The sequence below is a fragment of the Actinomadura sp. SCN-SB genome (assembly GCF_043906805.1).
In the GTDB taxonomy this organism is placed as follows: Bacteria; Actinomycetota; Actinomycetes; order Streptosporangiales; family Streptosporangiaceae; genus Spirillospora.
The window spans coordinates 1-21,270 of sequence record NZ_JBIMPP010000018.1; the positions used below are offsets into that span (position 1 = coordinate 1).

Below are 21,270 nucleotides of genomic sequence, written 5' to 3' on the forward strand. Positions count from 1 at the left end.
CAGGTGCAGCCGGTGGTCGCCACGAACACGATCGCCGCCGGCACCTGGCGATCGTCGGCGCGCCGTCGTCCGCCTCCCTGAGGACGGGTCGGCGCAGGTGGCACGACCCGCTGGAACAACTCCCACAACTCATTAACCTCGATCTTTCATGGCGCCGGTCAGGCCGCGGAGCGGCTTGACCGGCTTGTGTTTTGTGGCGTCGGTCAGGCCGGTGGCCCGGATGTCGCTCCGGGTGGGCGGGGTTCCACGGGCCCTTCTTGTCTCCTTCCTGGTGTTGTCGGGCAGGTTGGTGCTGGTCAGCCGGGGTTGGTAGTGCCGCGAGCCGGGCAAGGGCGTCGGTGATGATGCTGGTCCAGGGCCAGTGCTCGGACAGGCGCAGGATGCGGCGGCGTCCGGTGGTGACCAGCCGACCGGCTGCGTGCAGCAACCGGAGCCGCAGGCGGCGAGGTTCCCAGGATCGGGCGGGACCGGTCAGGGCGAGCATCGGCATCCAGGCCAGCAGGTCCAGCGCGATCTGCACGATCTCCAGCCAGATCCGGTTCTGTGCGGTGCGGTGCAGGGGGAGGTTGCGCAGGCCGGTGGCGCGGGCGGCGTCCAGGGCGTGCTCCTGTTGCTCCTGGTACTCACCGGCGGGCTCGGCACGGTGGCGCTGTACGGTCTGCTCGCCGTGCTGTCGATCGCGCTCACCGCCCAGCGCCTCGCGTACGGCTCCGCCGTGCCACAACTGATCCCCAAGCAGTACATGGGCCATGCCAACGGCGTCGTCCAGTTCACGATGGGCGTCGCCAGGTTCCTGGTGCCGGTGGTCGCGGTGGGCCTGATAGCGGCGGTGGGGCTGGAGGTGATCCTCGTCGTCGACGTGGCCGGCTATGTCTTCGCCGTCGCCGTGCTCCTGGTGGTGCGCTTCCCCGCCACGATGCCGTGGCGGTCCCGGGAGAGCCTCATGAGCGAGATCAGGAACGGGTTCTCCTACCTGTGGCGGCGGCCCGGTCTGAGAGCCATGGTCGTCTACTTCTTCGTGCTCAACGCGTTCCTGGCCGCGGCCTTCGTGCTCATCTCGCCGCTCGCCCTGGCGTCCGGCGACCTCGCCGATGCCGGCTGGATCGCCATGATCGCCGGCATCGGCGCGACCGTCGGCGGTGGATTGATGGCTCTGTGGGGCGGCCCACGCCGGCGTCGCATGTACGGGATGCTGGTGGGCTCGCTGTGCTTCGCCGGGTTCTGCGCGCTGGCCGGTCTGCGCCCGTCGCTCCCCCTCATCGCGGTCGGCGTCTTCGGCATGTGCCTGACCATGGCCGTCGTCGACGGCATCTGGATGACGGTGATCCACACCAAGGTGCCGCACCGCTTCCACGCCCGGGTGATCGCGGTGAACCAGACGCTGGCCATGTCGACGCAGCCGCTCGGCTTCGTCCTGATCGCGCCGCTGGCCCCGGCGCTGTTCGATCCGCTCCTCCAGCCCGGCGGGGCCCTTGCGGGCTCGGTCGGAACCGTCCTGGGCGTCGGTGACGGACGGGGCCTCGGCCTGCTCTACGTACTGTGCGGGCTGTGCATCGCCGCCTGGACGGCCGCGGCCATGCGCCACCCCCTCCTGGCCCGTTTCGACATCGACGTACCGGACGCCGAACCGGACGACCTCATCGGCCTACGCACCATCCGCCAACGACCCACCGCGATGGACATCAGAGATCCTGACCAAGTCGTCGCGCCCGCGGCGGAGCCATGATTCAGGAAGAGCGGTAACGCGTGGCGAGTTCCGGGCTCTGCGCGCCGAAGGCTGCGAGGTCGGCCTGGAAGACCGCGTCGAGCAGGCCGGCGTCCTCGACGCCCGGGGCGCAGACGGTCTCGCCCAGCTCCAGGCCGCGCAGGCTCGCGGTCACGACGTCGTCGGGCGTCATACGGGGCACCGCGCTCATGTCGAGGCCCTGGCGCTCGTGGAACTCGGTGGCCACCACGCCGGGGCACACGACCTGGACCCGGACTCCCGTGCCCTCGAGTTCCGCGCTCAGGATCTGGGAGAACGCGACGAGGTAGGCCAGGCTTCCGCCGTAGACGGCGCGGCGGGGCATCTGCGAGTGCGGCGCGGGACCGCTGAAGGCGATCATGCCGGAGACGTTGATGATCGTGCCCTCGCCGCGCTCCTGCATGCCCGCGACGGCGGCGCGGGTGAGCATCGTGGGCGCGAGGACCTTGACGCCGACGAGTTCGGCGGCCTTGTCCGCCGGAAGCTCGGCGAGCGGCATGTAGTGGGCGACGCCCGCGTTGTTCACCAGCGTGGTCAGCGGCTCGTTCGCGCAGATCCGGGCCACCTCGTCGATGTCGTCGCTCCTGGACAGATCGGCGGTGACGACCCGTACGCCGACCTCCGGGTGCTCGCCGGCGAACTCGTCCAGCCGCTCCTTCCGCCGGCCCACAAGCACCAGGTCGTGGCCCTCCGCGGCAAGGCGTTCGGCGAAAGCCAGGCCGATGCCGGAGGTGGCACCGGTGACGAGTGCGAGCTTGCTCATCATCGTTCCTTTCCGTTCCCGGCCGTCGCGGCCGGGTCTCCTGAGGTCAGCGAATGCATCAGCCGGGACAGCCCATGTCGCGTTCGGTCAGCGCGCCGCAATCCACATCGGCCTCGCGCCCCGACACGGGACAGGTGTTCGAAGGGTGACCATCGTGTTCAGCAGGGTCCGGGCGGCGCTGGAGGCGCCGCCCGGCGCCAGCGCGCCGACCAGACGCCCGGGGCCATACCCAGCTCAGCGGCCAGATCCCTGAGATCATCGTGGCGGGCCCGCGCAGGACGTCCAGGGACGTGGACCGCCTCGGCGACGGCCGTGCCGTGGCCGCCCAGGCCGATGACACGATCGGTGTTCATACCGCCAGGTTGCGGCGGCACAGGACGACCAGCCAGACGCCTGGGCTTCCTAGGAATGCCGGTACCAGGCGGCGCCACGGGGCGGAACACTGGAGGGTATGAGCACGTCGGAATTCGGGCAGGCCCTGCGCCGGTGGCGCGGGCGGGTCTCGCCGGAGGCCGCAGGACTGCCTCCCGGCGGCCGGCGACGCGTCCCGGGCCTGCGCCGCGAGGAGCTCGCCCAGCTGGCGGGCATTTCGGCCGACTACATCACCCGCCTCGAACAGGGCCGCGCGATCAACCCGTCGGCGCAGGTCATCGAAGCGCTGGCCAGGGCCCTCGGCCTGTCGGCCGCCGAGCGCGCACACCTGTTCGGGCTGGGCGGACTCCAGCCGCCCGGGGCGCGGAGCGTGCCCTCCGAGATCACTCCCAGCGTGCGGCGCATGCTGGAACGGCTGACCGGCACTCCCGTCGCGGTGTTCGACGCGGCCTGGACACTGCTCGCGGCCAACACGGCCTACGCCGCCCTCATGGGTGATCCGGCGGGCTGGAACGAGCGTGAGCGCAACGGGGTGTGGCGCGCCTTCCTCGGCCTGAGCGGCCGGGTGCGGTCCACCCCGGAGTCACGGCACGCCCTGCAGGTGGCGCTGGTCGCCGACCTTCGCGCGGTCACCGCGTCCTACCCGGGTGACCAGCGGATCAAGCGGCTGATCGCGGACCTGCGCGCGCACAGCGACACGTTCGCGGAGCTGTGGGAGAGCGGTGTCGCCGGCCACCACGAGGCGGCCCGCAAGACGATCGTCCATCCCGATGTCGGCCCGGTGACGCTCGATTGTGACGTGCTCAGCGTGGCGGGCAGCGATCTACGCATCATGGTGTACACAGCGGATCCCGGCACCGAGGACGCCAAGCGCCTTGAACTGCTCACCATGCTCCACCAGAGCGACGGCGACGATCAGACGCTCCGCGACCTCGGCGCGCCCGAAGCGCAGGCCACCCTCAGCCAAGACCCCGAGTTCGTCCCTAAGTGACCCCAGCCACTGACACCCGGCCGGCCATCCGTACACCACTCCGCTGGACCGTGACCCCCCGGCGGCCTGTCTCTCCAGGCTCGCCATTGGACAGGTACTTAGCTAATTGCCATAATGCCTTAGTGCTGGACATGGAGCTGGTGAAGGCGCTGGCCAACGAGAAGCGCCTGCTGATCTTGGAGTGGTTGCGTGATCCGGAGCGGCACTTCCCGCCGCAGCGCGATGGCGATCTGGTCCGTGACGGGGTGTGCTCGCTGTTCATCGCCCAGAAGCTGGGGGTGAGTCAGCCGACCTGCGGTGAGCACCTGCGGGTGCTGGCCCAGGCCGGGCTGGTACGCGGCAAGAAGATCAAGCAGTGGGTCTTCTACCGGCGCGACGAGGACCGGATCGCACAGGCCAAGGAGTCGCTGAGCGGTGAGTGGTGAGATGGACGGCGCGATCGCGACCGCCGGCGGGCGGCGGGCCGGGCTCTATGAGCGGCTGATCGTGGACCTGGACGCCGCCGGGGCGCGCTACCGGCTGATGGACCACCCGCCCGAGGGACGCACCGAGGTGGTCAGTTCCTTGCGGGGACACGACGTCGCCCAGGCCGCCAAATGCCTCATCGTCATGGTCAAGATCGGTAAGAAGCGGACCCGGTACGTGCTGGCCGTGGTGCCCGGTGACGCCCGCCTGGACCTGGAGGCGGTCAAGGAACTCCTGGAGGGCACCTATGCCGCCTTCGCCGGGCGCGACAAGGCCGAGGAGCTGGCCGGCAGCCCCAGCGGCACGGTGCTCCCCTTCAGCTACCACCCCAGGCTGGAGCTCATCGCCGATCCGGCGCTGCTGCGGTCGCCGGAGCTGTTCTTCAACGCCGCCCGGCTCGACCGTTCGATCGCCCTCTCCACGGACGACTATCTACGCCTGGCCGATCCCCGCCTGGCCCCCATCACCACACCCTGATCCAGGTCGGGGACGTGTGGGTGCGGCTCGGAGTCATGCAGGGCCGGTTCCACATCGAGCTGGAGCACGCCGACACCGTTGAGCTGGGGCCCGCCAGGCGTTCACCGTCCCCGCGGGGATGTTGCGCCGGCCCGTCGTACCCGTCCGCGGCGCCGTCCTGATGATCGAAAAAGCCGGCGTCATCGCCACCGGCTCCGGCCTTTCATCCGGGGAATGTCGTCAGGTGGGCTTGGGCGGTCTCGCGGAAGGACGTGACGAGGGGGTCGGGGTCGCCGGGGCGGGTGGCCACGATGACGTGGCTTGGGTCGACGTCCTTCAGGGGGATGGTGGTCAGGTCGTCGCGCAGGGTTTCGGCACGGAGGCCGGCCGACACGATGGCGATGGCCTGGCCGGCGGCGATGATCTCCAGTTTGTCGTCCATGGCCTCGACCAGCGGGCCGTCCGGTGGGCGGCTGCCGTCGGGGCGGGGGTCGATGCGCCAGAAGGCGTTCCATTCCGGGTCGGACCAGCGGGGAATGGGCTCGTCGGCGATGTCGTCGAGGGTGATCGCCTCCTTCTCGGCCAAGGGACAAGGTCATCGCCGCCCTCGGCTGACGGCTCCCCACACGGCCGGGCGCCGCGACCGCTGCGCGGCGCCCGGCGTTCCGCGGCTGCGTTCGCGTGCGTGTGGTCCGGTGCTCGCGGTGAGGAGCAGGGCGACGGGGCGGCCTCCGGTGCTTACTGGGTCGGTGAGCCAGGTCGGTCGCCCTTCGCGGCGCGGCCGAGACGGATGGCCGAGATCAGGAAGAAGATGCCGCCGGGGATGGCATAGCCGGCCGCGTTGGTCAGCGTCGGGTCGTCCGCGGAGGCGGCGACGATGAACGAGCCACCGGCGAGCACGGAGATGGCGCCGCTGATGATCATCGGCCACTGGCCGCCCATCGCGCGGCGGGTGACGCCCACGATGAGCTGGACCAGGCCGGCCGCGATCGCCCAGGCGCCCCACACTGCCAGGACCGCCGGAATGCCTGATGCGCTCGCGATGCCCACGCCGACGGCGGCGGCCAGGCTGACCGCCATGTTCACGTACAGCAGGGCCGGCGATCGGGTGGTGCGCGACGCGCGTGCGTCGATGACGGCGGCGGCCACGTCGAACAGCGGATACAGCACGAGCAGGGTGACCGCGAGCGGGCCTAGTGTCGAGGCGGTCGTGAGCAGCGCGAGGGCCCAGGCGATGGCGAATCCGAAGCGAACGAAGTACAGCCGCCGCAGAGCGGACGCGGTCCCAGCGGTGTCGTTCATTGTGGTTGTGGTCACAGTGGTCCTTTTCAAGGTGGTGTGGCTTGCCGGCCACACGCACGCCCTAGGAAGAACGAACGTTCTATCTCTCAGCATCGTAGCGCACTGTCGAGACCGAACGTTCTATCGCTAAACTGTCCGCATGAAGCAGGAAACCAAGGGCCGGCCCTCCGAGGCGCGCTCCCGCCTGCTCGGCACGGCGACCAGGATCTTCTACGCGGAGGGGATCCACTCGGTCGGGATCGACCGGATCGTCGCGGAAGCGAAGGTGACGCGGGCCACTCTCTACCGGCACTTTCCCGGCAAGGAAGATCTCGTCCTCGCCTATCTGGGGGAGGTCGCCCAGGCCGAACGCGCCCAGGTGGAAGACGCCGTCAAGCGCGGGTCAGGGGCCGCCGGCGCCCTTCGGGCCCTCAGCGAGTCCATCGCGCAGGGCATCCGGTCCCCCGGGTTCCGGGGATGCGCCTTCCTGAACGCCGCCGCCGAATATTCCGACCCTGATCATCCGATCCGCAAGGCCGTCATCGCCCACCGGCAATGGTTCTTGGACACCGTGGCCGAGTTGCTGGCGCGCGTCGGGGAGGCACCCGCCGAACCCGCCGCCCGGCACTTCGTGATGCTGCGCGACGGCGCCATGGCCGCCGGCTGCCTCTTCGACCCGGAGCTGGTCTGCGACACCTTCCTTCGCGGGGTCGACGGCCTGGTGAAGGCCCATACCTCACCCGGCGACCCGGGTCCGGCGCCGGCCTGACCATAGGCGTGCGAGATGCTCGGCATACGGTCGGGCATGCCGGCGGGCATCGGTATCCGGCGTCCGGGTCGACATCGGCGAAGGATGCCGCCAGCGCGCATGAGGGCCTGCCGAAGCGAACCGCCCTTCGCGGAACCCGGCCCACCGCCGACCGGAAGGACTTCACGGCAGCCCACCGGCGCCACAGCCGGGCAGAGAAGCGGATCAGACCGAGATCGACCGGCCGACACTTGGAGGGGAGGCCGCCTTCCGAACCGCCGAAGGTCTCGGGGTAGCCCCAGTGCTCAGTGTGTTCGCCGGTCTGTACGGTCCCTTTCATGACGGACCAGTCACCTATACCGGGCAGGTGGCGGCTCAAGGTCGCCCTGGTCGGCGGGCTCGGCCTTGCCGCCATCTGGATCGCCGGGATCGCTCTCGGCGACCGCGTTCCCCCGTTGGACTCGTGGATCGTCGACCACCTGTATTCCCGGCCCCAGACGGTCCCGTCCGCGGTCGCCGCGCTGGTCAGCGGGGCCGGGACGCTGATCGCGCTCGCGCTGCTCCTGGCCGCCGTGTCGGATCTGCTGCGGCGCCGCCGGGCACAAGGCGCCCGGCTTCTCACACGCCACGCGGCGCTGCTCGCGGCGTGCCTTGCCACCCTGGCCCTCCAGGCGGTCTTCCAGCGTCCGGGGCCGCCCGTCACCGCGCAGGACTGGACCTACCCCAGCGGGCATGTCACCCTGCTCACCGCCCTGGCCTTCACCGCCTTCATGATCAGCAGGGAGCTGACGGCCGCATGGCGTGCCACCGTGCTCATCGCGGGCACGACGACGCTGGTCGCGGTGTCGGCCGGTCGTGTCACCCTGGGCGAGCACTATCTGCTGGATGTGGTCGCGGCGGTCCTCGCCACGCTGGGCGTCGGCCTCATCGCCGTCGCCGTCCTGAATCTCACCCGCGATCCGGGGCCGCCCCCGCGCAAGTCACGCTCGGCCGAGTCCTAGCGCTCGCGGCGATCACGCCGTGGATGCGGATGGGTGGCGCGGTAGGCGGCGAAACGCAGCGCTCGGGGTGTGGTGTCGACGCGAACGTCGGTGAAACCGGCGGCCTGGAGGCGGGCCGCCAGGGTGGCGGGGTCGATGGGGACCATGGTGTCGCCCAGGTGGGCGGCCCGGAACATCGGGCTGGGACGGCTGTCGCTGCCCGCGAAGACCCCGCCGGGCTCCAGGACGCGGTGAGCCTCGGCGAACAGCCGGTCCTGCAACTCGGGGGACGGGACGTGGTGGAGCATCGTGAAGCACACCACCGAGCTGAAGGCGGCCTCGTCGAAGGGCATCGTGGTGCCGTCCCCCGCGACGATCTCGGTGGAGCCGGTGCGCGCCCGCAGCCGCCGGGCCAGGGAGGGGTCGATCTCCAAGGCGGTCAGGGAAGCGGCCCGGCGTTCCAGCACCTGCGTGGTCACCCCGTACCCGGGTCCGATCTCCAGCGTCCGTCCGCCGAGGTCGACGCGTCCGAGGACCCAGGGCAGGAGCCTTTCCTCGACGGTTCGTCTCCAGCGGCCGGAGCGGCAGTACCACTGGTGAACGCGGTTCATCGCCATGCCGGTGACACTAGGGAGCGGCCACGGATGTCGGCTAGCAGGTAGAAGGACAATCGTTGTCGCCAACAGGACAGCCGGAATCGGACGTCATCGCACCGGATCCGATCGGCGCGATGGCAGTGTGGACCTACTCGCTGCCTCCCGGGGAACGTTTCGATCTGCACGTCCACCATGACTTCCACCAGCTCGCCTGGGCCGAGCACGGTGCGATGTGGGTCCAGACCGCCGACGGACTGTGGGTCCTGCCTCCGACACGGGCGCTCCTCATCCCCGCAGGGGTCGCGCACGTCACCGGGACGCACGGCCGGTCGCTGATGCGCAGCGTCTTCCTTCGCCCGCACGTCTGCCCGGTCGTCTGGGACGCGCCATCGGTCCTGGCCGTGCGGCCGTTGCTGCGGGAGTTGATCCGCTATCTGGCGGCTCCCGAGCTGGCGGGGGCGCCCCGCGAACGTGCCGAGGCGGTGCTGTTCGACCTGCTGGAGCCGGTCGACGCCGTCCCCTTGATGGTGCCGATGCCGCGCGATGCCCGCGCACGCGAGGTCGCCGAGGCGCTGCTCGCCGATCCGGCCGACCGCCGCACGCTGGACGACTGGGGCCGGACGACCGGGGCGAGCGGCCGCACGCTGGCCCGCCTGTTCGCGTCCGAGACCGGCATGACCTTCGGTCGCTGGCGGACCCAGGCCAGGCTTCGCGCCGCCCTGGCCCACCTGGCGGAGGGCGTACCGGTCACGGTCGTCGCCCATCGAGTCGGCTACGCCACCCCGAGCGCGTTCGTCGCCGCCTTCCACCGAGCCTTCGGCCTACCGCCCGGCGCCTACTTCGCCGGCACCTGACAGCCCTCGGACCACGGGATCGTTCAGCGGAGGCAGTCGTGGATCGCGCGGACATACGTCTCGGACCGGTCGGACCCGATGACGCCGGAACCCATCTTGTTCATCATGTAGCTGATCGTCGTACGGGTGTCGAGGTCCACGATGACCAGCGAACCGCCCCAGCCGCCCCAGTAGCAGGCGCGCCCCTGCGGTGCGTACGGAAGCGTCTGCGTCTCGGGAAGGGCGTAGCCGATGCCGAACCGGAGCGGGACGCCCAGGACGAGGTCGATGCCGTGGCTCTGCTCGTCGAAGATGAGCGAGATGGTCTCCGGCGAGAGCAGGCGCACGCCGTCCACGGTCCCGTCCAGCGCCAGTGACTTCAGGATCCGGGCCAGCGAGCGGGCGTTGCCGTGGCCGTTGAGGGCGCCCAGCTCGGCGCGCCGCCAGGCGGCGGTGTTGGCGGTCTCGGCGTTGAGCGGCGACCGCATCAGGGTCTTGTAGGCGGGGCCGTCCCGGTCGATCCGGTCCAGGTCGACGCTCTCCGCGGGCGGCGGCGTGACCGGCGCGATCCGGTCCCAGTCGGCCTCGGCCGCGCCGATGCGGAAGTCGGCGCCCAGCGGGCCGGCGATCTCGTCGGCGACGAAGTCGGTCAGGGACGTGCCCGCGCACCGGCGCACCAGCTCGCCGACCAGATGGCCCTGGGTCTGCGCGTGGTAGCCCGAGGCCGTGCCGGGTTCCCACCAGGGCGCCTGCGCGGCGAGCCGGCGCGTGGCCCGCTCGGTGTCGTACATGTCCTCGTGCCGGAACGGCGCCTCCCACCCGGAGACGCCGGAGGTGTGGCTGAGCAGGTGGCGGACCTCGATGCCGTCCTTGCCGTTCTCGGCGAACTCCGGCCAGTACTTGGCCACCGGCGCGTACGGGTCGAGCTTGCCCCGGTCGACCAGCATCAGGGCGGCGAGGTTGGTGACCATCTTGGTGGCCGACCAGACGTTGGTGATGGTGTCCTCGGTCCACGGCTCGCGGCGTCCGGCGTCGCGCCACCCGCCCCAGAGGTCGACGACGACGCGCCCGTCCACGTCGACCACGATGCTCGCGCCCAGCTCGTTCCCCGACTCAAGCTGCCGCTCGAACACGTTCCGGACTTCGGTGAACGCGGTGTCGCACCGCCCATGCACGTCCGCCATGGAACCGGCTCCTTCCTCGCCCAGCATGCGACAGAGCGTGCACCCGAAGCAGTGCTGCAACGTTTCCTCTAATTTGTTGCAGTTTGGCATCCGGTCCGGGTCCGTGCAACCCTCGGTCGGAGTGCCGGGAACCGGCCGACGAGAGGGGCATGCGCGATGACCGCACCGGGCGCCGCGGCATCCGGGCACACCGCGCTCCAGCGCGCGCTCGGGCAGGCACCGGGCCGCCGCCGTCCCACGGTGCTGGACGCCTTCGACATCGCGCGGCGCCGCTTCCGCGAGGGCAAGCGCATCGAGATGCAGAGCCTGGCGGACGAGGTCGGCGTCAACCGGGTCACGCTGTACCGCTGGGTGGGCTCGCGCGAGCAGTTGATCACCGAGGTCCTGTGGGCGGCCACGCAGAAGAGCTTCGCCCGCTACCGCGAGACGTTGCCGCAGGGCCCGCGGGCGGCGGCGGCGCTGACCAGGTTCGTGCGGGACGTGAACGAGCACCCGGGAATGCAGCAGTTGCTGCGCGCGGAGCCGGACTTCGCGCTGACCCTGCTGACCAGCACGTCCGGCGGTTACCAACGCCGGTATCTCGCCCTGGTGCGCGATTTGATCCTGGAGGACCGGGCCGCGGGGCTCATGTCGGACGAGATCCCGCTGGACGACCTCGCCTACACCGCCGTCCGGATCACCGAGTCCTACATCCACACCCGCGTCATCACCGGCGAGGAGCCCGACGCCGAACGCGCCGAAGCCGTCCTGCGCGTCCTGCTGCGCTGACGTCCAGCGGGACCGTCGCCTTGGAGAAAGTATTCTCACACCCGAAGACCATTACCGGAATGATGCCGAAGACGGAACCCTCTTGATCAAGAGAATGGGCGCGATTTAACCGTTCCGCGGCATGGAAGATGGCCGATAGGGGTTCGTTCATTAAGCGGTCCGAACCGCATGATTGTATTTCGGTATGGCGCGGAAGGACACGGTGAGCGGTGCCGCGGAAGGGGCGATTCCGGCGATCGGCGTGGTGGACGCCGAGGGGCGGCTGATCGGATGGTCGCACGGCGCCGAGGAGATCCTGGGCTACACCGCCGGCGAGATCCTCGGCCGTCCCGGAACCGACGCCCGGATGGAACGGGATCGCGACAGCCCGGTCTGGTCCTGGAAGGGCGGGACCGGCGATGAGAACTACCGGACCGGCGTCCTCGGCCTGCGCCACCGCAGCGGCGAGCAGATCCTGGCGCGCGCCGAGAGCGCCCGGATCGCCACCACGGACGGAGCGCCCGCCTGGGTGGTGGTGGCCAGACCCGCCGCCGAGGGCCCCACCGGGCTGTCGCTCCTGGAGCCCCTGCTCACCCGCGCGCCCGTGGTCATGGTCGTGTGGGACACCGATCTGGTGCCCATCTGGCGGAACGAACAGGCGCGGGACCTCGAACAGACCGTTCCCCACTTCGGAATCGGCCGGCCGCTGCCGGAAAGCGGCGACGGCGCCGACGCCCCGGTCCCTCCGGAGCTGGTCCGCCGGGTGCTCGACGACGGCGAGCCGGTGATCGACCGCGAATGCCGGTGGGGCCGGGCCGACCGCGGCGAGGAACGGATCTACTCGGCCTTCCTGTTCCGTGTCGAAAGCGTGGACGGGCGCGTGTTCGGTGTCTGCCTGATGGCCATCGACATCACCCACAGCCGCGCCCGCCAGCGCCTGGCCTTGCTGCGCGAAGCCAGCGTCCAGATCGGCACCACGCTCGACGTTCAGCGGACCGCCCAGGAACTCGCGGACCTGGCCGTGCCCGGCTTCGCCGACTACGCCACCGTCGACCTCACCGAAGCCGCCCTTCCCGGTTCGGTGCCCCTGGAACGGCTGGAGACCACCGAGGCGGGCGTGCCGCTGTTGCGCCGCGCCGGCCTCGCCTCGACCTACCGGGCCATCCCCGAGTCCCTGCGCCCGAACGAGCGGCCGGTGCTGTACGTGCCGGACTCCTCGCCCTTCAGCCGTGTCCTGACCTCGGGCCGTCCCCACTTCGAGCCGGTACTGGACACCTCGCCCGGGGCCTGGGTCGTCCGCGATCCCGAGCGCGCCAAGGTCGTCAGCGCCACCGGCATGCACTCGCAGATCATGGTTCCGCTGAAGGCCCGCGGCCGGCTCCTGGGGGTCGCCGCGTTCCTGCGTTCCGACAACCCGGCATCCTTCACCGAGGACGACCTGTTGCTGGTCGAGGAGCTCGCGGCCCGGGCCGCCCGCAGCCTGGACAACGCGCGCCGGTACACGCTCGAACGTGACACCGCCCTGGCTCTGCAACACCGGCTCCTGCCGCAGCGGCTGTCGGGCGGCGACGCCGTCGAGGTCGCCTCGCGGTACCTGCCCTCCGACACCCGGGGCGTGGGGGGCGACTGGTACGACACGATCGTGCTGCCCGACTCCCGGGTCGCCCTGATCGTGGGCGATGTGACCGGGCACGGTCTCGACGCCGCCGCCAACATGGGGCGGCTGCGGGCCTTCACCGAGGCGCTGACCTACCAGGACCTTCCGCCGGGCGAACTGCTCGCCCACCTCGACGAGGTGGTGACCCGCTTCGCGGAGGCCGAGGGCGAGGACGTCGTCTCCCCGGTCGCCGCCACCTGCCTGTACGCGCTCTACGACCCCGCCACCAGGCGCTGCGCGATCGCCTCGGCCGGGCATCCCCCTCCGGCGCTCGTCCACCCGGCCGGTGACGTCTCGTTCCCCGGCGTCCCCTCCGGCACCCCGATCGGGCTGGGAATGGGCGGCCACGAATCCCTTGAGCTGGAACTCGACGAGGGCACCCTGCTGGTCCTCTACACCGACGGCCTGATCGAACACCGCGAGTCCGACCTGGGCGCCGGCATGCGGCGCCTCGGCGAGGCCCTGACCCGGACCACCGGCCCGCTGGACCGCCTCTGCTCGGACCTGATCGGAACCCTGGTCGAGGGAGCCCCTCAGGACGACGTGACGCTGCTGATCGCGCGCACCCGCCGGTGAACCGCCCGCGATCGCCCGGTGCCGCCGAGGCGGCTCCCGAGGTCATGACCCGAGGCTCGCTTCACCCCGCCGCGCGCCGGCCGATCCTCAGGGGGAAGGTGCCGTGGCCGATGTCGGTGAGCCTGGCGGTGTTCGACGCGATGTACCTGTCCAGGTACGGCGAGCGGTCGCCCTGCGTCGGCACGTCGAACGCCGGGTCCTGCACGTCCAGGGTCAGCCTCGCGTTGGTGACCCTGATCGTGTTGCCCGAGGGCGTGTCGCGCCAGCGGCCGGTGTCGATGGTCCCGATCTGGACGCCCAGCCGGTGTCCCTCCCGGAAGGTCCAGTCGGTCGACTTCAGATCGAACGCGATCCGCCCCTTGCGCTCCAGCAGGGCGACGTTCTCGTTGAACATCGTGCCCGTGCCGTCCGGGGCGACGTCCCACAGGCGCACCATCACGTTCCCGGTCGCGCTCGCGTTGAGGGCGATCCTCGGCGTACCGGTGAGCCGGAGTGTGCCTGAAGCGGGCGTGGACCAGGACCAGAAGCTGTTGGCGGCGGCGGTCCCCAGCTTGGCCGTGTCCTTCTCGGTACGGGAGAGCGGCTCGACGCGCGGAGCGCGCTCCATGTCCCAGCGGCCGGGGTCGGCCAGGGTGGTGGCGCCGCCGTCATCGACGTACCGGCCGTCGGACAGCCGCGCGCCGTACGATGTCGCGACCACGGGCCAGGTCCTCTGGGCGCGCCAGCCTCCGAGGCTGTCCTCGATGGCGTACGCCGGGTCGGACACCGACGGGTCGACGCCGCGCAGGTACTTGTCGTAGAACCGCATGACCTCGTCGAACCAGCCGGAACGGCCCATCAGCAGCCGGCCGTTCGCGTCGGTGTCGTTGCCGCGCACGTGCTCCCACTGGCCGAGCCAGCCGCGTTCCGTGCCCCGATGGTTGCCGAGGTACTCCTCCATGTCCTCGGGCTTGGTGTTGGGCTCGATGAAGCCCTGGGTCACGAACAGCGGGGTGCTGGTGCCGCGGGCGCGGGCGGCCAGGTCACGGGCCTTCCAGTACGCGGACTTCGGGTCGGGTTCGTTGTTGTTGGCGAGGTTCTCGCTCAGGCACTCGGGATGGCTCTGCTCGTACGCCGCGTTCGACCTGTACCGGTCGCTGTCGTCGGCCATCGCGGGGATCGTCGCGATCGAGTTGTAGGCGTTCGGGGTGCCCGTGACGTTGGGACGCGGCACCTTGTTGCTGAACAGGTAGTTGTACATGTCCCAGACGGGCTCTTGCGCGACGACCGCCTTCAGGCTTTTCAGCTTGAGGTTGTTGCCCACCAGACCGGTGACGGCGTCGTACGACTTGCCGTACATGCCGACCTTGCCGGTCGACCAGGGGCGGGTGGCGGCCCATTGGACGGCGGCACGGACGTCCGCCTGCTCGCCCGGTCCGACCCAGTCCAGGCATCCGGTGCTGCCGCCGAAGCCGCGCAGGTCGACCATGACGAAGGTGTAGCCGCGCGCCATCAGGCGGGAGCCGTCGATGAAGTCCTGGAACCGCGCGGACGGCCCGACCCGCTCCCATCCTTCCGCTTCCGTCTGCCCGGCGTGCGCGAAGTAGGGGCCCACCGAGAGGATCACCGGCGTCTTGGCGCCGGGGGGCAGGTGCGCCGGGCGCAGCACGTCGGCGTGCAGTTCGACGCCGCTGCCGTCCGAGGACGGGAAGTACGCCTCGGTCCAGACGGCGCCCTCGGGGACCCGCGGGTTCTCCTCGTGGGTGACCCCGCTTCCGGCCGGTCCCGTCGCGGGTCCGGTCAGGGCGGTCGCGGGCGGTCCGCTGACGGCGAGGGCGGTGATGACGACCAGCGCGCCGGCCGCCGCGGCGGTCGACGCCTTCCCACGAAGGTTCATGACACTCCCGTGAGCCCGGCCCCCGAAACGGCGCTGTTTTGGATGTAATGGGAGAATAGCTACTTTTGCCGGGTTTGTCGCTCGTTGATCTCCATCGGCCGAGTTACTCCGCCCACGGGACATTCGCCGTAATCGCTCTCACCAGCGACGTTGGCTGATCTTGCCGAAGTCACCGCGTGTTCCTGGGAATTCGGGGATCCGAGGGGCCGGGCGAACGTCCAGGATCACCGTTCCGTGAACGGGATCCCGAGCGTCCGGGCGGCGTCGCGGGCGACGTTCGCCAGGGTGGCGGAGTCCGGGATAGCGGAGGACGCCGAGGAGCCCGCGGGGTCGTAGTGCAGCAGTGGCACGAACTCCCGGGTGTGGAAGGGATGCCCGATCGTCGGGTCGTTGCCGTGGTCGCCGGTGACGATCAGATGGTCGCCGCGCTCCATGGCCTCCAGGAGAGCGACCAGCCCGAGGTCCACCTCCCGCAGGTGGGCGCGGTACCGCGGCGCGTCCTGCTGGTGCCCGGCCAGGTCGGTCTCCTGGACGTTCGCCACGACCAGGGTGTCGGACGCGCGGGTGAGGGCGGTACGGGTCTCCTTCAGCACGTCGGCGGTCCCCACGGCGGGACGCCGCAGGGCGGCCGGGCACACGATGATGTCGGCGGCCTTGCCGATGAGCGTCACCGGCAGGCCCGCCTCGGCGGCGCGCGACGGGAGCTGCGCGGCATGGTCGATCTCGACGCCGAGGTGGACGACCTGGAGACCGTCGTTGAGGTAGAAGCCGGAGGCGGGGGTGTCCAGGCCCGCCGTCCCGCCCGTGCCGTGCCGGACGGAGCGCAGGATCGGCTCCGGGCCGCGGCCGCCGACGGCGATCACCCGGGACGTCGGGGCGATCCGGCGGACCGTGCGCGCGATGCCGAGGATCTCGTCGAAGGTGATGTCCTGGAGATCGCCGCTGACGTTCCAGCTCAGTCCGGGGTCGGCTTCGAGGTTGTCGCCGACGACGGCCCGCCCGTCCACGAGCAGCACCGGGAGGCCGTCCAGGGGACGCGCCTCGTGCCCGGCCGACCGGAGCGCCGACGCGACGGTGTCGATGTGGTCGCGGAAGAGGGCGGGAAGGACCGCGCTCATGTCGGTGCCCATCATCGTCTGGTGACCGGCGAAGGTGTCGGCTCCGGGGTAGCCCAGGGCCGACCGTCCCGCACGCGCCCCGGGGATGAGGGGGTCCGTCAGGCTTTCGTGGGGGTGCACCAGGCCGAGGCCGAGCGCGGCGAGGGTGGGAAGCCGGGGCGGGTCCACGTCCAGGACGTGGCCGAGGGTGTCGGCGGTGGCGTCGCCCTGTCGCAGGGCGGCGGCGTCCGGCATGGCGCCGATGCCGAGGCCGTCGATGACCAGGATGACGACGCGGCTCACCAGGGCCTGCCATGGGGGTCCGACAGGCCGAGGAGCCTGGGCTTGCCCGAGCCGACCCCCTGGAGGGCGCCGACCGCGCTGCGCGTCACGAAGATCTGCGTACGGAACGCGAGGACGACGGTGTCGCCCACGCCGACGGAGGCGCCCGCGGGCGGGGCGCCGAGCAGGCGGTAGTAGTCGATGTTCTCGGGTGGCGCGGACTCGACGGGGAGCGTGAACGGGCCTCCCGCCGAGGGGAACACCAGGGCGGACTCGGGACGCCCCCGTGGGTAGAAGCCGCCGCCGAAGATCGCCGGACGGCCGTCCGGCAGGATGTGCGCGACCTCCGAGACGTAGACCATCGCGGGGACCTCGGGCTGGTCGAGGTCGTCGGCGTGCAGCGGGGTCGTCGCGGTGAGCGCGTGACCGGGCTCGCCGTGGGTGACGCCGTGCGCGGCCAGCAGCGGGATGCTCGCGGCGGCCGTCGCGCTGGGGGCGCTGATGACGCCGACGGGCGCGCCCGCCGCCGCGAGCCGGGACGTGGCGGTCAGCAGGGTCCGCAGGTTGGGGGTGGGCGCGATGGCCTTGGCCGGCTCGTCGTAGAGGAGGCAGGGGAACGAGGTGACGCCGTCGAGGGACACGGCGTCCAGATCACCGATCTCCGCCGCGACCTTCTCGATGTCGGCCAGGGGGACGCCGCCCTCCTGCCCGGGGTAGAGGTGGTCGGTCTCGTCGACCACCCGGGCCAGCAGCGGCTGGGTGATGCCCAGCCGGGCGGCGGCGTCGGACACCGCGCGGGCCTGCTCGACGCCGAAGACGGTCACGTACCGGGGGCGCCAGGCCAGCACCCGGTCCACGGCGTTGAGCGGAAGCTGGACGAGATGGCCCACGTTGCCCAGCCCGGCACCGGCCCCCCGGATCGCCTCCGCGTCGCGCAGGTCGATGGCGGCGGCGTCGGGGAGCTGTTCGGCCACCGTCGCGATCACGTGCGGGTTGCGTCCCACCTGCTTGAACACCGGCCACAGCCGGACGCCGTGCGCGGCGGCGACGGTGGCGAGCACGGCGGCGTTGGCGGCGACCGCGTCCAGGTCGATGAGGTAGGTGTCGGGCGGGACGCGGCGGTCACGGTGCAGCCCGGCCGCGGCCTCGACCAGCCGGGGGTTGCGCGCCATGGTCACGCTCAGGAACACCGGGCGGCCTCCCTCAGCGCGCTGGTCAGGATCGTGAGGACCAGGTCCGCGCCCGCCCGCATCGGGTTGATGCGGATCGTCCAGTCGGCCAGGCGGGGGGCGTCGGACAGGTAGGTCCCGGGGAGGCGGTAGAAGAGCGGGGCGATCTCGTATCTGGAGTTGGCGCCGACGGGGTAGGTGGCGGCCCCGTGCCGCGCGGCGGCCTCAATGACCTTCGGGGCGATCGGGGCGTCCAGTTGGACGAGCACGCACAGGTCCTGGGCGTTGGCGACGCGCACCTGGGCCACCCCGGGCACCTCACCCGCGCTCAGCCGTTCCGCGACCTCGGTGACCACCGCGGACTGCACGGCCCACAGAACGGGGACGTGCGTGAGGGCGCGCAGGGCGTCGAGCGCCTGGTGTCCCTGCACCTGGCCGCCGCCCGAGTAGTTGTCGGCATGCACCCGGTCGACGAGGTCGCGCGACCCCACGACCAGGCCGACGCCTTCGGGACCCAGCAGCTTGAACAGCGACAGCGCCGACGCCTCCGCGCCCATCTCGACACCGGTGCGAGGCGTGCGGAACGCCGCGTAGTTGTCATCGACCAGGGCGCGGACGCCCACCGCCGCGTACCGGGCGATCACCTCGGCGGGATCGTAGGAGTCGCCGGGAAGCTGCCTCGCGTGCTGGAGGTAGACGTAGCGCGCCTCCGCCTCGGCGGGGGCGGTGTTGAAGTCCGTCTCGACCAGGTCGAGGCCCATCGCGCGGAAGGTCGTCCCGGTCGTCGCGTACGCCGGGGAGGAGTGCACGATCAGCCGTTCCCCGGGGCCGAGGGCCGCGGTGAGCATCGCCCGGATGGCACCGCTGCCGGCGCCCTGGACGAGGGCCGCGGCCGGGGCGCCGAAGAACTCGGCCAGGGTCTCCTCGGTGCGGCGGGTGGCGTCGGGCCGTCCCCACTCCGGGGTCACGCCCAGGTCGGACGAGAACAGCCGGTGGCCGTCGAAGTGGTTCGCCACGCATTCGAGCAGCCGGAACTGCCGGGCCATGGCGTCCGTCAGCGAGACGGTCGGCAGCGGATGGGTGCCGGGCAGTTCCGGCGCGGCCGGCTCGGCCGACGCGGTCATCGTGTGTCCCCCGAGGTCAGAAAGCGGATGGGATTGTCGTGCAGGATCAGGCGCAGGGTGGCCTCGTCGACGCCCTCGGCGGCCAGCCGCGGCACGAAGGAGCCGAAGACGGTGCCGTAGCCCCCGCCGCCGTTCGCCTTCAGATAGCCGGCCCGCGAGACGTCCGCGCTGAGCAGCAGCCGGTCCGCGTGACCGGCCTCGATCAGGTCCAGCGCGCGCCGGAGCCGGACGTCGTCGCTCTGGTACGACGTCTTGCCGATCGTGTCGAACGCGACGTACGCGCCGGCGCGGGCGAGCTCCCGATGGACCGAGGCGTCGTCCAGAAGGTCCTGGTGGCCGATGCTGATCCGGCCGGGGGCCAGGCCCTCGGCGGTCAGGACGTCGAGCTGGCCAAGACCGCCGCGGCCCAGGTGGGCGTGCGTGGCGACCGGAAGGCCCGACCGGAGCGCGGCGCGGGCGGCGGCGCGCAGGCAGCGTTCCTCGTCGTCCGAGGGCTCCGCGCCGGTGCCGATCTCCCCGATCACACCGGGCCGGATCCCGGTGCCGTCGAGGCCGTTCCCGATCTCGGTGAGCAGCCGGTCGGCCAGGTCGGCGACCCCGGACGTGGCGACGTAGGGCGGGTGGAACGAGTTGTGGTAGAACCCGGTCGCCGCCACCACCGCCACCTGAGAGCGCTCGCTGATCCGGGCGAGCGCGGCGGCGTCCCGTCCCATGCCGAGACAGGTCAGCTCCACCACGGCGGCAAGGCCGTGCGAGCGGCGCAGCTCCGCCAGCTCCTCACCGACCGCCGTCTCGTCGTCCAGGAGCGCCGCGGGATCCGGTGCCCGCCCACCCGGCCTGCGCAGGTCGATGCGCAGGTGCTCGTGGGCGAGCACCGGTCCGCTCGGTACCGGGACCTCCCCCAGAACGGTCCGCAGCCTCATATCCGCCTTTCGGTCCTTCGACCCTCAGCCCTTCACCGGCGTGAACAGGTCGATCCAGTACAGGACGTTGAGGACGACGCCCGCGACGACCACCGCGGCCGGGCCCGCCGCGAGCCGCACGATCGGCCGTCCTATCGACTCGTTCAGCAGGTAGAGGCCGCCGACGAGGGCGATGCCGAGCCCGCCGCCCATCTTGGCCGCGGCGGCGATCGACCCGAACAGGATGGCGATCTCCAGGGTCTTGCCGATCGCGCTGCGCAGATGGTCCGAGGCGTCCCGGATGGACGGGAGCGCCGCCAGTCCCTTGCCGATGTAGGCCAGCGCGAGCACCTCGACCGTGAACAGCAGGGCACCGCCGACGCCCGCGACGATCGCGTTGGGCGCCAGGTAGGCCAGCGGGTAGACGAAGGTGAAACCGACGATCTGGTACGCGCCGCTGGCCAGCGCGGTCGTCGCGATCAGCGGCAGGAAGCCGAACGCCCGGTAGAAGTCGACCTGGGCGGCCTCCCCGAAGTCGCCCTTGGCCACCAGGAAGCTGGTGGCCTCGCCACCTGCGAAGATGTGCAGGTTGACCATGACGGCGAGGGCGGCGCCGAGCACCGCGAACCAGGGCAGGTGGCGGCGCAGCCGCTCGGCGTTCGCGCCGAACAGCGACGCGGCCGCGTCGGCGGGCTTCTCCTCCTCCACCGGGATCCTCGCCGCTCCGGGCGCGTCCGCCGGTTCGGCGGGACGGGCGGCGCGGCGCTCCCGCAGGTCCTTGGAGAGGGCGAGGCCGAGCAGCATCAGCACGCCCGCGGCCATGGCCAGCGCGCCGGGGAACAGGTCCGGCCACACCTTCATGGAGATGACCACGATGGCGATCTCCACGGCGAAGGTGATGGCGCCGTGCACCCGTCCGAACTGGCTCGCGATCGCGATCACCGGGAACAGCAGGAAGAGGAACAGGATCGGTGTCGCGATCTCCTGCATCGCGGTGAGGAAGTCCACCGGCAGGTCGTGCGCCGCGTTGTTGGCGCCCGACAGCCCGAAGACGACGAGCGCGCCCCAGGCGCCGCCCAGGATCGGGGCCAGCCACCGGCGCGGCGCGAAGATGCCGAGGATGTCGGTCGGCAGGAACAGCAGCCAGGGGTTCAGCACCCCGGTCGACAGCGCCATGGGCGCGCCGAGCCCGAAGACGAACCCGGCCGAGAGGCCGAACGACACGGCGGTCATCTCGCCGCGCTTGGTGTTGCCCCGGATGAAGTCCAGCAGGAAGGGGCGGACGCCGTCGTTGAAGACGGCGAGGGCCATGTTCGAGACCAGCGCGGTGAGCGCGCAGACGGCGACGACGGTCAGGCTCTGCGCCAGGGAGAAGTCGAGTTTGTCCGGCGCCACGGTGTAGGCGAGGGCGTAGGGCATGGCTGCCT

22 protein-coding genes and 1 pseudogene are annotated in these 21,270 nt (G+C 71.4%); 9 read left to right on the forward strand and 14 right to left on the reverse strand.

Annotated elements, in window-relative coordinates; all coding sequences use genetic code 11:
* Both ACGWYJ_RS14275 and ACGWYJ_RS14280 read right to left on the reverse strand, forming a co-directional pair.
* Positions 1-143: transposase (locus tag ACGWYJ_RS14275; protein WP_395106539.1), on the reverse strand; the 143-nt coding region annotated here is incomplete at its 3' end.
* A gap of 158 nt (positions 144-301) precedes the next feature.
* Positions 302-607, reverse strand: a pseudogene (locus tag ACGWYJ_RS14280) (transposase); the annotation flags it as partial.
* Positions 608-643: 36 nt separating this feature from the next.
* Here ACGWYJ_RS14280 and ACGWYJ_RS14285 point away from each other — a divergent pair.
* Positions 644-1,726, forward strand: coding sequence for an MFS transporter (locus ACGWYJ_RS14285; protein ID WP_395106412.1), 1,083 nt, complete (start codon positions 644-646; stop codon positions 1,724-1,726).
* 1 nt (position 1,727) lies between these two features.
* On the opposite strand, the gene ACGWYJ_RS14290 is transcribed toward ACGWYJ_RS14285, so the two are convergent.
* Positions 1,728-2,507 (reverse strand): SDR family NAD(P)-dependent oxidoreductase, encoded by a 780-nt coding sequence (locus tag ACGWYJ_RS14290; protein WP_395106413.1) that lies wholly within the window; start codon positions 2,505-2,507, stop codon positions 1,728-1,730.
* Positions 2,508-2,665: 158 nt separating this feature from the next.
* On the reverse strand, positions 2,666-2,860 hold the full coding sequence (locus ACGWYJ_RS14295) for a hypothetical protein (protein WP_395106414.1): 195 nt from the start codon (positions 2,858-2,860) through the stop codon (positions 2,666-2,668).
* Between the two features lie 98 nt (positions 2,861-2,958).
* Between ACGWYJ_RS14295 and ACGWYJ_RS14300 the strand changes: the two genes are divergently transcribed.
* The 3 genes from ACGWYJ_RS14300 to ACGWYJ_RS14310 all read left to right on the forward strand — a co-directional run bounded on the left by ACGWYJ_RS14300 (position 2,959) and on the right by ACGWYJ_RS14310 (position 4,812).
* Positions 2,959-3,870 (forward strand): helix-turn-helix transcriptional regulator, encoded by a 912-nt coding sequence (locus ACGWYJ_RS14300; protein WP_395106415.1) that lies wholly within the window; start codon positions 2,959-2,961, stop codon positions 3,868-3,870.
* A gap of 131 nt (positions 3,871-4,001) precedes the next feature.
* A complete protein-coding gene (locus tag ACGWYJ_RS14305) occupies positions 4,002-4,295 on the forward strand; it encodes an ArsR/SmtB family transcription factor (RefSeq protein WP_395106541.1) in 294 nt (97 codons plus the stop codon).
* Positions 4,285-4,812, forward strand: coding sequence for a YbaK/prolyl-tRNA synthetase associated domain-containing protein (locus tag ACGWYJ_RS14310; RefSeq protein ID WP_395106416.1), 528 nt, complete (start codon positions 4,285-4,287; stop codon positions 4,810-4,812). The genes ACGWYJ_RS14305 and ACGWYJ_RS14310 overlap by 11 nt, the downstream gene beginning before the upstream one ends.
* 202 nt (positions 4,813-5,014) lie before the next feature.
* On the opposite strand, the gene ACGWYJ_RS14315 is transcribed toward ACGWYJ_RS14310, so the two are convergent.
* Positions 5,015-5,377, reverse strand: coding sequence for a LysR substrate-binding domain-containing protein (locus tag ACGWYJ_RS14315; protein ID WP_395106417.1), 363 nt, complete (start codon positions 5,375-5,377; stop codon positions 5,015-5,017).
* A gap of 152 nt (positions 5,378-5,529) precedes the next feature.
* Positions 5,530-6,108, reverse strand: coding sequence for a hypothetical protein (locus tag ACGWYJ_RS14320; protein WP_395106418.1), 579 nt, complete (start codon positions 6,106-6,108; stop codon positions 5,530-5,532).
* Between the two features lie 124 nt (positions 6,109-6,232).
* Here ACGWYJ_RS14320 and ACGWYJ_RS14325 point away from each other — a divergent pair, with 124 nt between their 5' ends.
* Both ACGWYJ_RS14325 and ACGWYJ_RS14330 read left to right on the forward strand, forming a co-directional pair.
* A complete protein-coding gene (locus ACGWYJ_RS14325; protein WP_395106419.1) occupies positions 6,233-6,841 on the forward strand; it encodes a TetR/AcrR family transcriptional regulator in 609 nt (202 codons plus the stop codon).
* Between the two features lie 317 nt (positions 6,842-7,158).
* Positions 7,159-7,821 (forward strand): phosphatase PAP2 family protein, encoded by a 663-nt coding sequence (locus ACGWYJ_RS14330; protein WP_395106420.1) that lies wholly within the window; start codon positions 7,159-7,161, stop codon positions 7,819-7,821.
* Here the strand turns inward: ACGWYJ_RS14330 and ACGWYJ_RS14335 are convergent.
* Positions 7,818-8,417, reverse strand: a complete 600-nt coding sequence (locus tag ACGWYJ_RS14335) for a class I SAM-dependent methyltransferase (RefSeq protein WP_395106421.1) — start codon at positions 8,415-8,417, stop codon at positions 7,818-7,820. The two genes, ACGWYJ_RS14330 and ACGWYJ_RS14335, sit on opposite strands and share 4 nt — an antisense overlap.
* A 113-nt stretch (positions 8,418-8,530) precedes the next feature.
* Here ACGWYJ_RS14335 and ACGWYJ_RS14340 point away from each other — a divergent pair, with 113 nt between their 5' ends.
* A complete protein-coding gene (locus ACGWYJ_RS14340) occupies positions 8,531-9,250 on the forward strand; it encodes an AraC family transcriptional regulator (RefSeq protein WP_395106422.1) in 720 nt (239 codons plus the stop codon).
* Between the two features lie 23 nt (positions 9,251-9,273).
* On the opposite strand, the gene ACGWYJ_RS14345 is transcribed toward ACGWYJ_RS14340, so the two are convergent.
* On the reverse strand, positions 9,274-10,413 hold the full coding sequence (locus ACGWYJ_RS14345) for a serine hydrolase domain-containing protein (protein ID WP_395106423.1): 1,140 nt from the start codon (positions 10,411-10,413) through the stop codon (positions 9,274-9,276).
* Between the two features lie 156 nt (positions 10,414-10,569).
* Here ACGWYJ_RS14345 and ACGWYJ_RS14350 point away from each other — a divergent pair, with 156 nt between their 5' ends.
* Both ACGWYJ_RS14350 and ACGWYJ_RS14355 read left to right on the forward strand, forming a co-directional pair.
* A complete protein-coding gene (locus ACGWYJ_RS14350) occupies positions 10,570-11,181 on the forward strand; it encodes a QsdR family transcriptional regulator (protein WP_395106424.1) in 612 nt (203 codons plus the stop codon).
* Positions 11,182-11,383: 202 nt separating this feature from the next.
* Entirely contained in the window at positions 11,384-13,393 is a 2,010-nt protein-coding gene (locus ACGWYJ_RS14355) for a SpoIIE family protein phosphatase (protein ID WP_395106425.1), read from the forward strand.
* 61 nt (positions 13,394-13,454) lie between these two features.
* Here the strand turns inward: ACGWYJ_RS14355 and ACGWYJ_RS14360 are convergent, their stop codons facing one another.
* The 6 genes from ACGWYJ_RS14360 to ACGWYJ_RS14385 form a co-directional block, all read right to left on the reverse strand.
* Positions 13,455-15,269 (reverse strand): CocE/NonD family hydrolase, encoded by a 1,815-nt coding sequence (locus ACGWYJ_RS14360; protein ID WP_395106426.1) that lies wholly within the window; start codon positions 15,267-15,269, stop codon positions 13,455-13,457.
* Positions 15,270-15,493: 224 nt separating this feature from the next.
* Positions 15,494-16,669 carry a phosphopentomutase gene (locus ACGWYJ_RS14365; RefSeq protein ID WP_395106427.1) on the reverse strand — a complete coding sequence of 392 codons (1,176 nt, stop codon included), beginning with the start codon at positions 16,667-16,669 and terminating at the stop codon, positions 15,494-15,496.
* Positions 16,666-17,838: an alanine racemase gene (locus ACGWYJ_RS14370; protein ID WP_395106428.1), complete on the reverse strand. Its 1,173-nt coding sequence runs from the start codon at positions 17,836-17,838 to the stop codon at positions 16,666-16,668. The genes ACGWYJ_RS14365 and ACGWYJ_RS14370 overlap by 4 nt, the downstream gene beginning before the upstream one ends.
* A complete protein-coding gene (locus tag ACGWYJ_RS14375; protein ID WP_395106429.1) occupies positions 17,829-18,941 on the reverse strand; it encodes an aminotransferase class V-fold PLP-dependent enzyme in 1,113 nt (370 codons plus the stop codon). Before ACGWYJ_RS14375 ends, ACGWYJ_RS14370 begins: the two co-directional genes overlap by 10 nt.
* Positions 18,938-19,864, reverse strand: coding sequence for a phosphotriesterase (locus ACGWYJ_RS14380; protein WP_395106430.1), 927 nt, complete (start codon positions 19,862-19,864; stop codon positions 18,938-18,940). The genes ACGWYJ_RS14375 and ACGWYJ_RS14380 overlap by 4 nt, the downstream gene beginning before the upstream one ends.
* 24 nt (positions 19,865-19,888) lie before the next feature.
* Positions 19,889-21,262, reverse strand: a complete 1,374-nt coding sequence (locus ACGWYJ_RS14385; protein ID WP_395106431.1) for a YhfT family protein — start codon at positions 21,260-21,262, stop codon at positions 19,889-19,891.
* Between the last annotated feature and the right edge of the window lie 8 nt (positions 21,263-21,270).

Bases quoted from the DNA above. Each gene is read 5' to 3' on its own strand.
- ACGWYJ_RS14350 (WP_395106424.1), top strand. From the start codon at position 10,570: ATGACCGCACCGGGCGCCGCGGCATCCGGGCACACCGCGCTCCAGCGC.
- ACGWYJ_RS14345 (WP_395106423.1), bottom strand. From the start codon at position 10,413: ATGGCGGACGTGCATGGGCGGTGCGACACCGCGTTCACCGAAGTCCGG.
- ACGWYJ_RS14325 (WP_395106419.1), top strand. From the start codon at position 6,233: ATGAAGCAGGAAACCAAGGGCCGGCCCTCCGAGGCGCGCTCCCGCCTG.
- ACGWYJ_RS14300 (WP_395106415.1), top strand. From the start codon at position 2,959: ATGAGCACGTCGGAATTCGGGCAGGCCCTGCGCCGGTGGCGCGGGCGG.
- ACGWYJ_RS14295 (WP_395106414.1), bottom strand. From the start codon at position 2,860: ATGAACACCGATCGTGTCATCGGCCTGGGCGGCCACGGCACGGCCGTC.
- ACGWYJ_RS14340 (WP_395106422.1), top strand. From the start codon at position 8,531: ATGGCAGTGTGGACCTACTCGCTGCCTCCCGGGGAACGTTTCGATCTG.
- ACGWYJ_RS14330 (WP_395106420.1), top strand. From the start codon at position 7,159: ATGACGGACCAGTCACCTATACCGGGCAGGTGGCGGCTCAAGGTCGCC.
- ACGWYJ_RS14305 (WP_395106541.1), top strand. From the start codon at position 4,002: ATGGAGCTGGTGAAGGCGCTGGCCAACGAGAAGCGCCTGCTGATCTTG.
- ACGWYJ_RS14360 (WP_395106426.1), bottom strand. From the start codon at position 15,269: ATGAACCTTCGTGGGAAGGCGTCGACCGCCGCGGCGGCCGGCGCGCTG.
- ACGWYJ_RS14385 (WP_395106431.1), bottom strand. From the start codon at position 21,262: ATGCCCTACGCCCTCGCCTACACCGTGGCGCCGGACAAACTCGACTTC.
- ACGWYJ_RS14335 (WP_395106421.1), bottom strand. From the start codon at position 8,417: ATGGCGATGAACCGCGTTCACCAGTGGTACTGCCGCTCCGGCCGCTGG.
- ACGWYJ_RS14375 (WP_395106429.1), bottom strand. From the start codon at position 18,941: ATGACCGCGTCGGCCGAGCCGGCCGCGCCGGAACTGCCCGGCACCCAT.
- ACGWYJ_RS14380 (WP_395106430.1), bottom strand. From the start codon at position 19,864: ATGAGGCTGCGGACCGTTCTGGGGGAGGTCCCGGTACCGAGCGGACCG.
- ACGWYJ_RS14290 (WP_395106413.1), bottom strand. From the start codon at position 2,507: ATGAGCAAGCTCGCACTCGTCACCGGTGCCACCTCCGGCATCGGCCTG.